We start from the raw sequence: 11343 nt of genomic DNA on the forward strand, positions 1-11343 counted from the left end.
AACCTCTCCACAAGCCAATGGCAACTACGATTACGAACAATGCCGATTTTTTGTTTCTGTATGATGCGACGCAGTGTAATCCCAATGGGGATCCTGATCAGGAAAACAAGCCCCGCATGGATTATGATACTGACACAAATCTGGTGACTGATACCCGCCTGAAGCGTTATATCCGTGATTACCTAAAAATGACGGGTACCGAAATTTTTGTCGATATGGAAGACGGACGAAAAGTTTCTCCCGAGCAAAAACTAGAAGCCGTTGTTAAAAGAGCCTTGGCTAACGACGAAACCATAGGTGAACTGTTTGTCGAAAACGCCCCAATGGGCGACGCTCTGGCGAAAATCGTTGAAACCGAGAAAACACCTGAGAAGATTTTTAAGAAACTACAGGACAAGGCAAACCGGTCATTGAGCGTCTATTTATTGGCGCAGATGGTTAAGCAGAAATTTGTAGACATTAGATTATTCGGTAGCGCTTTTGCCGTTGAAGGCTTTACCCGAGCTTATACGGGACCCGTTCAAATCAACTGGGGGTATTCACTGCATAAAGTTCAATTGATGGAGTCGAGTTCGATTGTGACGACAATGAACGATGATAGCAGCACCTTTGGTAAAGATTATCGGGTTCATTATAGCCTGTTGGCTTTCAATGGGACCATTAACAAGTTTGCGGCTCAAAGTACCGGCCTGACTGATGCAGATATCGAGATGTTCCGAGATGCGGTTTGGCAAAGTGTACCGGCCATGCCGACACGGTCAAAACTGAATCAGTATCCCAAACTCTACGTCGAAATCACGTACAACGACGGGTTTTTCAACGGTAATTTCGGCGACTTGCGCAATTATGTCAAGGTATCTCCAACCGGCCAATTAGAAGAAAAGCAAATCCGACGTTTTGAAGATTTGACGCTGGATGTATCAGCTCTCCAAAGTTTGTTAACTGAAAATACGGGCGAGGGGAAATCCATTAAATCGGCCTATATCAAAGCAGCTACCGGTATTAAGCTATCCGCAAACTAACCGGTCGTATGGAAGTACTGCAAATCGATGTAGGTGGTAAACTCGCTCACTTTCGCAAATACTATGCGAACAATACCGCCATGAGTTTCAGCATACCGCCCCGTACGACCCTGATGGGTATGCTGGCCAGTATGTTGGGGCGATCCCGCGATAGCTACTACGACGAACTGGCTTCGGAGCGAATCCGAATCGGTGTCCGCGTGATGCAGCCAATTAAGAAAACGTTTCACCGGCTTAATCTCCTGAAGATTGTCGGTAAAGGTGATTTTGACGGTTCAAATGGCCGGATTCAAACCCCGTTTGAAATCGTGAGTGGATTGAGTATCAGCCGCGACATGGTGATATACCGGCTATATGTTGCCTGCCACGAAATGGGTGATGAGACTTTCCAGTCGTTGAAACAGGCCGTATTAGAACGTCAGTTTCAGTATGCCCTCACATTTGGCACTGCGAATTTTACGGCATCCCTACTTTCAGCAACTCTTATTACGGATGTCCAACTGACAGACTCGGACGATTGGGTACACATGCATTCGGCCATGCCTTCAGAAGCGGTTGATGAACTGGATTTTGACCGGCAACGAACGGAAGATACGCTTCAATCAATTGAAGAAGAATTGCTACCCGGTGACTTTGTGGCAAATTTCGACCGCGAACTCCGGCGGATGGATCGGGTGCTATTTTCGACAACGGCATCGGGTATACGAGTGCGGCTAAACAAACCGCATTACAGATTGATTCAGGCTGGCGAAATCCAGCATATTCTGTTTATGGAATGACTATCTTCTACTCCCATAGCAAGCAGAATCCAGACGGTACAACGTATGGCTCCAAGCATCTTGTCGACCACACAATGGCCGTAACCGACAAGGCCTTACGGTCATTTCACACACACGTAACGATGCAAACGAACCTGCCACTGACCGATGTGTTACGGCTGGTTGGTTTGTATCATGACCTCGGTAAGTATACCACTCACTTCCAAAACTATCTGCTCAAATCGGGGGAATTCAATCAGGAGTTGAAGCAACACGCCAAGTTTGGCGGTTTTGCACTTTACCAGAAGTACCATTCGCTGGGTCTCGATAATGTAGCTCTGTGGGCGGCTTACCTGATTATTCACCACCATAAAAGTCTGACAGATATCAATGATTTAAAAGGTTATGCAGTGGAGGACAGTACTGAAGAATACATTTTTAATCAGCAAGCTAAAACGATTCAATCCGCATTGGAGCAGATTGCGGTTGAGTTGAATGAGCCCGCTTTAGAAAGTTATCTTAAATACCCCGATAAAAAACTGATCAAAACCGTTCGGGATTTAGAGCGAAAACCGAATATTCAGAATTACTTTCTGATAAGCTACTTGTTTTCACTACTCATTGAATCCGACAAGTTAGATGCTTCTGACACAACAATCTACACCCGCAAACCGCTCTCTTCAACCTTAGTCGATCTGCGGCTACAACCAGTGTTGTTCCAGCCGTATACCCCGGAAGAACTGACAACCCTGGGCCAAAACGAGTTGCGCAGTTATGTACGCGGGGCGGTAATGCAGCATTTGGAAAAGTCGGATATTCTCGAAAAGCGGTTGTTCACTCTGACTGCCCCAACCGGTATAGGTAAGACGCTAACAGCCCTCGATTTTGCACTCCGGCTTAAAGCGAAAATACGTACCCAGGAACAGTATGAAGCCCAAATTATTTATGCTCTGCCCTTTATCAACATCATTGAGCAAGCCATTATTGAATACAAGCGAGTAATCGGCGATCACGGGCAAGTATTGGCTCATTATCAATTTGCGGATGCCCTTGAGCAATTATCAAGTAAAAAGGATGATGAAGAGAATCAGAGCTGGAATCAGAAAACGATGCTGCTCGATACGTGGCAAAGCGATGTAGTCATTACGACATTTGTGCAGTTTCTACAGACATTGATTGGCAATCGGAATAAATTATTGAAGAAGTTTCACCACTACGCTGGTGCCATTGTCATTCTGGACGAAGTGCAAACAATCAGGCTGGAACAGTTACCATTAATTGGAGCTGCGCTGTTTTATGCCGCCAAGTTTCTGAACACACGAATTATCCTAATGACAGCCACTAAGCCTAAAACGTTTGAATTAGCTAACCGTGAAATCATTGCGAAGGAAGGTGACGTACTTAGTGTAACAGAATTGCTGACTGAACACGAAGCCGTGTTTGCCGCATTTAAGCGAACGAAGATCATACCTCTGATTAATCAGCCTATTGTTGATGAAACCGAGTTTGTCGAAAGCTATTTTACACCTAACTGGTCGGTGAACAGATCCTGCTTGATCGTCTGCAATTTGGTCAAACGATCAGTGGATTTGTTCACTGCCATTCGGGAGTACTTAGGTGACAAAGGCTATCAGAATAAAGTCTACTATTTATCGACCAATATCATTCCGGCCCATCGTCTCCGCGTTATCGACCAAGTAAAACTTGACCTTAAGACCGGTTTTAAACCCATTCTAATTGCGACTCAGTGTGTTGAAGCGGGCGTTGATCTGGATTTCGATATGGGTTTCCGGGATGTCGGCCCGATCGATTCCATCGTGCAGGTAGCAGGCCGTATTAACCGGGAAAATTCGGAGGATCGCCAGCATTCGCCCTTGTATGTTATCGATTTTGACGACTGCGAAAAAATCTATGACCGGACAACGGCAACGCAATCACGGCAGGCGCTAACTAAAGGTGCAGATGAAAACAATGATCAGATTCCCGAAGAAAAATACCTGACACTTATTGGCGAATACTACGATAATCTATCTGCCGACGGCATCAAGTCTTTTAAAACAGCACGTGAGATTTTTGGTAGTATGAAACGGCTCAATTACGATAATGAAGATAAAAAAACATACCCGGTTTCGAGTTTTCAGGTGATTGATCAGAAAGGCTTTGCCGTGTCAGTGTTCATTGAAATCGATGATGAAGCTTCAACTGCTAAAGATGCATTTCTGGACCTCATTTATAAGAAGATGAGCAAAGAAACATTCGATACCAACTATAAACTCGCTTTCAATCAGCGGATTATAACCATACCGAAGTACTTATCAAAAGTAAAAGAGCTACAGATGGACAATAACCGCAATCAATTAGTAGAAGGATTATTCATTGTTAACCGAGATGAAGTGCAGAATTATTATGATGAAATAACCGGCTTTGACCGGCGTAAAGAAAGTGCATCCACAAGCGAAACTTGTTTTTTCTAATCGACATAATTCTATGACCCCCACCCTCTCCCAAACCCTCCTCCCCCTCACCACCGTCACCTTTCCTGAAATTGCGCTACGCACGCGCGACGGGCACAAGCTCCGGGGGTATTTCGGCGAACTGTTCCGCGAACACTCGCCCATGCTGCACAACCATTACGAAGACGGGAGCCTGCGGTATGCCTACCCGCTGGTGCAGTACAAAGTCTTGCGGAAGGTGCCTACGCTGGTCGGACTCCAGGACGGGGCCGCGCTCCTGGCCCGGTTGTTTCTGCAGATGCGGGAACTTGATCTGGACGGACAGCGCATCCCGGTGCTCAGCAAGCACATCCGCCACGAGCAGGTTGCCATCGGGATGAGCGACGATTTACACCAATACCGCTTCGAAACGCTCTGGATGGCCCTCAATCAGGACAATTACCGCGACTACCGTGACCGCAACGAAGCCGACCGGAAAGCCCAACTCAAACGGGTGCTGACCAACCAGATTCTGATGGTGTTTAAAGACCTCGGCCTATGGCTCGAACCGACCGACCGGATTATGCTCACCCTTTCGGTGCAGGAACGCACCACCCAGTTCAAAAACCAGACGATGGTGGCGTTTGCCGGAGCCTTTACCGCCAACGTCATCCTGCCCGACGGCCTGGGCCTCGGCAAGCAGGTCGCCCGCGGCTTCGGGTCCATTGAGCGAATGAGTGATTGAGCGATTGAGTGCCTATTCCGAAATTCATTCACTCATTCGCTCCTCAATAAAAATGCAGCTCCACATCAACACCTACGGCACATATGTCCACGTCCGGGATCAGCTATTCGAGGTCCGGCGGAAACTGGAAACCGGCGAAATTGAGAAAAAACCGTATTCGGCCCAGAAAGTGACGCACATCATCATGACCACCGGCACCTCGCTCAGTACGGATGCCATTCGGCTGGCGATGCAGAACAACGTCGATATTATTTTTGTCGAACAAGACGGCGATCCCATCGGGCGGGTGTGGCATTCGAAACTGGGCAGCACCACCAAAATCCGGAAAGCCCAACTGGAAGCCAGTTTGTCGGCCGTGGGTGTGCGCTGGATCAAAAGCTGGTTGCTGACAAAGATGGACAACCAGCTTTCGTTTGTGAAAGACCTCAAAAAACACCGGCCGCAACATGCTGATTTCCTCAACGACAAGCTCACCCGCGTGGAAGCGTTGTGTGTGTCGGTCAACACGCTGGACGCCGGGCGGGTGGCCGACATCGCCGAAACGCTGCGGGGTCTGGAAGGAACCGCCGGGCGGCTTTATTTCGAAACCCTCAGCCACGTGCTGCCCACCGAATACCGGTTTCAGGGTCGCAGCAGCCGACCGGCCCGGGATGCCTTCAATGCGTTTCTGAATTACGCCTACGGTATTCTGTACAGCAAAACCGAGAAAAGTCTGATCATTGCCGGAATCGACCCGTACGTGGGCTTTCTGCACCGCGACGATTACAACCAGTTGAGCATGGTCTACGACTTTATCGAACCGTACCGCATCTACGCCGACGAGGTGGTTTTTCGATTGTTTTCGGGCAAGAAAGTCAACAAAGCCCACACCAGTCCGCTGGCGAATCGGAACGGCGAGCCGGGGGCCACCCTGAACGCGGAAGGCAAGGCCCTGCTGGTGACGGCTTTCAACACATTTATGGACAATGACCCGATCCGGCACCGGGGCCGCAACCTGTGTCGTAGCCACATCATGCAGTTGGACGCTCATCAGTTTGCCAACAGCCTCATCGAACCTTAAGACCATGATTATCTGGGTACTATACGACATTGAAAAGGACAAGGCCCGCACCAGGGCGAGCAAGCTGTGTTTGCAGGCCGGATTATACCGGGTGCAGTTTTCCTGCTTTCTGGGGTCGCTCACCCCGAATGCAAAGGACACCCTCCGGCTTCAACTGGAAGAGTTGATCGACGAGACGAAAGACCGGGTTTATATTTTCCCGATGAGTCGGGACGAATTGCAGCAAACCGATTTGCTGGGACAAGCGTTTGACAAAAAACTGGTGACGGACGAAATCCGCGCCCTCTTTTTCTGACCCCGCCCAACTCTTCACTCTTCATTCTTAACTCTTCATTCCCTTGACGCTCACGCCCTCGCATCTGATCGAATACCTGTTCTGCCCCCGGTTTACGTACTTTGAGTATGTCTTACAGATTCCGCAGCATGAAGAAAAGGACTACAAAGTGATGCGGGGGCGTCACCTGCACGACGAGAAACTGGAGCAGAATAAAGACTACCTGCGCCGACGGTTGGGGGTTATCAACAAGTATCTGGACCAATACCTGACTAACGACCACATCCGGGGCCGCATCGACGAGGTGCTTGAACTGGCCGATGGCACGATGGCGCCACTGGATTATAAATTTGCGGAATACAAAGACCGGATTTACGAGACCTACCGGACGCAGTTGTATTGTTACGCCTGGCTGATCGAGGAGAATTTTGACCGTAAGGTGACACGTGGGTATCTGGTGTATACGCGGAGCCGGAACAAGGTGATGGAGGTTCCGATTGGCGAGACGGAGTTGGGCGAGATTCGGGCAGCGGCCGAGTCGATTTACCGCATCATCGATCAGAATTTTTATCCGAAAGCGACCAAATACAAAGCCCGTTGTGTAACTTGTACGTATCGGAATGTCTGCATCCGGTAAAAGGCGTTCCGGCGGGGAATTTATTAAACGTTGACCCAAAAAAGACCGTAAGTGTCTGATTATTTACCATTTACGTTTTCGGAAAAACCTGTTATTTATGTACAAAACACGTTATTTGACGTCCTGTAAAACTAAAAAAGAGCAAAGCGAACCTGCAATTAACTCGCTATCTATCAAAGAATTACCTAACCAGACGACTTACTGAGTACCATCCAGTTGAAGAAGGATTGAAACAGTTCTCGCTCAACGGCGGAAGTACATGGCAGGCGGCTTACTGAGTACCATCCAGTTGAAGAAGGATTGAAACGCAAGGAATGACACTTGCCCTCCAAAGCTCTCTATCCTTACTGAGTACCATCCAGTTGAAGAAGGATTGAAACTTACTGTTGCCTTGAATCGGTTCCGGCTTGTCAATCTTACTGAGTACCATCCAGTTGAAGAAGGATTGAAACGAATTTCAAGAAATTGAAAAGAACCGACCTGCTCCACTTACTGAGTACCATCCAGTTGAAGAAGGATTGAAACCTGCCACCCTGAAAACCAGTGTCGTTATACCCGCAGGCTTACTGAGTACCATCCAGTTGAAGAAGGATTGAAACTCGGTCTGCACAATAGCCCGGACAATGCCCGCCGGGGCTTACTGAGTACCATCCAGTTGAAGAAGGATTGAAACCGAAACAATCAGGATCGTCCGGTAGTGGCTCTATGCTTACTGAGTACCATCCAGTTGAAGAAGGATTGAAACGGGCGAAGATTGCCCCGGTCGGTGACTGTCCGTTGACTTACTGAGTACCATCCAGTTGAAGAAGGATTGAAACTTGAACACCTCATTTCCCTGCATGCCTGCGTTTCTGCTTACTGAGTACCATCCAGTTGAAGAAGGATTGAAACTTAACAGTAAGGTGTATATGATCCAGACCACGGACGCCTTACTGAGTACCATCCAGTTGAAGAAGGATTGAAACTTTTTATAATCCTGCTTCATGACGTACTCGGCCAGAACTTACTGAGTACCATCCAGTTGAAGAAGGATTGAAACCTTCCTTCCATGGTATACTCGCCACCCAGCCGGACCCTTACTGAGTACCATCCAGTTGAAGAAGGATTGAAACAGCGCTTCAAACGAAAAATTCGGCATCAGGTCATCGGCGACCTTCCGGTACTTACTGAGTACCATCCAGTTGAAGAAGGATTGAAACATTTCCCCGGCACCCCGCCACGGCGGCAGTAGATACTTACTGAGTACCATCCAGTTGAAGAAGGATTGAAACTTTCCAATGGTCTGGGCGGTATGAATCTCGCCTGACCTTACTGAGTACCATCCAGTTGAAGAAGGATTGAAACTTCTATTCTGCTGCATATGCCGCTACCCCGTAAAATCTTACTGAGTACCATCCAGTTGAAGAAGGATTGAAACATTATTAACACTTCCTCAACACCTCCCCGGCCGCGCCTTACTGAGTACCATCCAGTTGAAGAAGGATTGAAACCAGCCCTTCGGGACGCTGATCTTCAAGTGGAACGAACTTACTGAGTACCATCCAGTTGAAGAAGGATTGAAACACTGAGACTGTCGCAACTGTAGGAAAGAAGGCAGATGCTTACTGAGTACCATCCAGTTGAAGAAGGATTGAAACCGACCTCACCCATCGGCACCACGTCATCACTTTCACTTACTGAGTACCATCCAGTTGAAGAAGGATTGAAACATCAAGCTGCTGAACTGATGGGACTGATTTCGCCAAAGCTTACTGAGTACCATCCAGTTGAAGAAGGATTGAAACAACGATACCATTCAACGCTGTGGCCTGACGATTTACCTTACTGAGTACCATCCAGTTGAAGAAGGATTGAAACTGCACCAGCGACACGGCACTCACCGACGAACCGGTACTTACTGAGTACCATCCAGTTGAAGAAGGATTGAAACGTGTCCATTGCTTTTGCAATCCGAACCAGCGTCTGACTTACTGAGTACCATCCAGTTGAAGAAGGATTGAAACTGATGATCCTCTACGTGGTGGCCGGGTGGAATAAATCTTACTGAGTACCATCCAGTTGAAGAAGGATTGAAACAATGACCCCACCGGCAACCGGCGAATAATCCCCATCCTTACTGAGTACCATCCAGTTGAAGAAGGATTGAAACGCGGACTGAGGTAATAACCCGTCGTGATCTCAGGCGCTTACTGAGTACCATCCAGTTGAAGAAGGATTGAAACAGGAGCGTGTTATTTTTCTACACTCCACACTTTTGCCTTACTGAGTACCATCCAGTTGAAGAAGGATTGAAACAGGAATGTTTACGGGCAAGTAATAAGAATCGTTTGGACTTACTGAGTACCATCCAGTTGAAGAAGGATTGAAACACGCCATCCGGTCGATGGTGCAGGCGTCCGAAATTTCTTACTGAGTACCATCCAGTTGAAGAAGGATTGAAACAATATCTGGGAGAGCCACTGAGTAGAGAGGAATTGACTTACTGAGTACCATCCAGTTGAAGAAGGATTGAAACCGGTATCGACTGCCAGCCCGCAGATCGTCAAGATCGGCTTACTGAGTACCATCCAGTTGAAGAAGGATTGAAACAGAGGAAACAACGACACGGCTTACCCTGTGCTTTGCTTACTGAGTACCATCCAGTTGAAGAAGGATTGAAACCTGTTCACCTGCGTATCGGGGATGCACGACGGCGATCTTACTGAGTACCATCCAGTTGAAGAAGGATTGAAACTCCTCGTAACTTTCATTAACCCGGATGAAGATGGTCCTTACTGAGTACCATCCAGTTGAAGAAGGATTGAAACGCCAGCTTTTCGCTGAATTGATTGATCATTGCCGAACTTACTGAGTACCATCCAGTTGAAGAAGGATTGAAACATCAATCCTGAGAGTGCCATTTTTTCGGACGGTTAACTTACTGAGTACCATCCAGTTGAAGAAGGATTGAAACGTTCCCGATCCATAGTTGTAAAACTTCTGAGGATCCTTACTGAGTACCATCCAGTTGAAGAAGGATTGAAACCGGATCTTCTCCAGCAGAGCCGTCGAAAACAGTTCTTCTTACTGAGTACCATCCAGTTGAAGAAGGATTGAAACTTTATCCGTGAGGTTTTTCCATTTTCGCTCACAGGCTTACTGAGTACCATCCAGTTGAAGAAGGATTGAAACCCACCGCCGATCCCACGCAGTACAAACCGGAATACCGCTTACTGAGTACCATCCAGTTGAAGAAGGATTGAAACATCCGAACCACGTCGGATGGAACCTATGTATACGCACTTACTGAGTACCATCCAGTTGAAGAAGGATTGAAACTTGTATAAGTGCTTGATAAAGTGTGATTTATTCGCTCTTACTGAGTACCATCCAGTTGAAGAAGGATTGAAACCTACCGGATTGAACCGCAAAACTAAGCCATAGGCAGCTTACTGAGTACCATCCAGTTGAAGAAGGATTGAAACAGTGTGATTTCAGCCCCGCCAGCGCGTTCGGTTGCCCTTACTGAGTACCATCCAGTTGAAGAAGGATTGAAACATCTTTCCTTCCTCCAACCGCCCAATAAGCCACCAGCTTACTGAGTACCATCCAGTTGAAGAAGGATTGAAACTTGCTGTTAGAATCCGCGCCATGCGTTCATTGCTTACTTACTGAGTACCATCCAGTTGAAGAAGGATTGAAACCCCAACATCGCCCGGTGTGCGGACCTGGTGCGAGACTTACTGAGTACCATCCAGTTGAAGAAGGATTGAAACTCGCCCTGGTTGTGTGGGGGGCTGTTCACTTCGTTCTTACTGAGTACCATCCAGTTGAAGAAGGATTGAAACCAGTGACGGACATTTTTGTCCCTAACCCCAAAGGGGCTTACTGAGTACCATCCAGTTGAAGAAGGATTGAAACCCATCGGCACGTAATTGAATGATCCGGATGTGGTCTTACTGAGTACCATCCAGTTGAAGAAGGATTGAAACAGCATGGAAAAGAAAACACACCCAAAACAGGTACGCTTACTGAGTACCATCCAGTTGAAGAAGGATTGAAACTATTCCTCCACGAGTGGCTCCAGAAAATACCACGCCCTTACTGAGTACCATCCAGTTGAAGAAGGATTGAAACAATCGCCAATACCTTTTTCAAGGAATGTCTTCAATTCTTACTGAGTACCATCCAGTTGAAGAAGGATTGAAACTTGGCCTGAAACTAGGCGAAGTAGGTGCAGTGGCAAAATCTTACTGAGTACCATCCAGTTGAAGAAGGATTGAAACAATCGCCAATACCTTTTTCAAGGAATGTCTTCAATTCTTACTGAGTACCATCCAGTTGAAGAAGGATTGAAACTTGGCCTGAAACTAGGCGAAGTAGGTGCAGTGGCAAAATCTTACTGAGTACCATCCAGTTGAAGAAGGATTGAAACT

Annotated in this window: 7 protein-coding genes and 1 CRISPR repeat array (1 of these 8 only partly in view); all 7 genes read left to right on the top strand. The window is 47.4% G+C overall.

Going from position 1 to position 11343, the window contains the following annotated elements:
• The first annotated feature begins 17 nt into the window (after positions 1–17).
• Genes cas7b through cas4 form a run of 7 tightly spaced genes read left to right on the top strand, consistent with a single transcriptional unit; the run spans position 18 to position 6928 of the window.
• A complete protein-coding gene (gene cas7b / locus DUE52_RS06225) occupies positions 18–1022 on the top strand; it encodes a type I-B CRISPR-associated protein Cas7/Csh2 (RefSeq protein ID WP_114405112.1) in 1005 nt (334 codons plus the stop codon).
• An 8-nt stretch (positions 1023–1030) separates the two neighbouring features.
• Entirely contained in the window at positions 1031–1801 is a 771-nt protein-coding gene (gene cas5, locus DUE52_RS06230; RefSeq protein ID WP_114405113.1) for a CRISPR-associated protein Cas5, read from the top strand.
• Entirely contained in the window at positions 1798–4254 is a 2457-nt protein-coding gene (cas3, locus tag DUE52_RS06235; protein ID WP_114405114.1) for a CRISPR-associated helicase Cas3', read from the top strand. The genes cas5 and cas3 overlap by 4 nt, the downstream gene beginning before the upstream one ends.
• Before the next feature lie 13 nt (positions 4255–4267).
• Positions 4268–4957 carry a CRISPR-associated endonuclease Cas6 gene (locus DUE52_RS06240; RefSeq protein ID WP_114405115.1) on the top strand — a complete coding sequence of 230 codons (690 nt, stop codon included), beginning with the start codon at positions 4268–4270 and terminating at the stop codon, positions 4955–4957.
• Between the two features lie 52 nt (positions 4958–5009).
• Entirely contained in the window at positions 5010–6017 is a 1008-nt protein-coding gene (gene cas1 / locus DUE52_RS06245) for a CRISPR-associated endonuclease Cas1 (protein ID WP_114405116.1), read from the top strand.
• Between the two features lie 4 nt (positions 6018–6021).
• Complete coding sequence (gene cas2, locus DUE52_RS06250; RefSeq protein WP_114405117.1) at positions 6022–6312, top strand: CRISPR-associated endonuclease Cas2; 291 nt, start codon at positions 6022–6024, stop codon at positions 6310–6312.
• 43 nt (positions 6313–6355) lie between these two features.
• Positions 6356–6928: a CRISPR-associated protein Cas4 gene (cas4, locus tag DUE52_RS06255; protein ID WP_114405118.1), complete on the top strand. Its 573-nt coding sequence runs from the start codon at positions 6356–6358 to the stop codon at positions 6926–6928.
• A gap of 197 nt (positions 6929–7125) precedes the next feature.
• Positions 7126–11343: direct repeats of the CRISPR family, unit length 37 nt; unit sequence CTTACTGAGTACCATCCAGTTGAAGAAGGATTGAAAC; it runs 4512 nt beyond the window's last position.

It is taken from the genome of Larkinella punicea (assembly GCF_003334855.1).
GTDB classification, from domain to species: Bacteria; Bacteroidota; Bacteroidia; order Cytophagales; family Spirosomataceae; genus Larkinella; species Larkinella punicea.

Excerpts from the sequence above, each read along its gene's own strand:
- cas2 (WP_114405117.1), top strand. The coding sequence starts at position 6,022 with ATGATTATCTGGGTACTATACGACATTGAAAAGGACAAGGCCCGCACC.
- cas5 (WP_114405113.1), top strand. The coding sequence starts at position 1,031 with ATGGAAGTACTGCAAATCGATGTAGGTGGTAAACTCGCTCACTTTCGC.
- cas3 (WP_114405114.1), top strand. The coding sequence starts at position 1,798 with ATGACTATCTTCTACTCCCATAGCAAGCAGAATCCAGACGGTACAACG.
- DUE52_RS06240 (WP_114405115.1), top strand. The coding sequence starts at position 4,268 with ATGACCCCCACCCTCTCCCAAACCCTCCTCCCCCTCACCACCGTCACC.
- cas1 (WP_114405116.1), top strand. The coding sequence starts at position 5,010 with ATGCAGCTCCACATCAACACCTACGGCACATATGTCCACGTCCGGGAT.
- cas7b (WP_114405112.1), top strand. The coding sequence starts at position 18 with ATGGCAACTACGATTACGAACAATGCCGATTTTTTGTTTCTGTATGAT.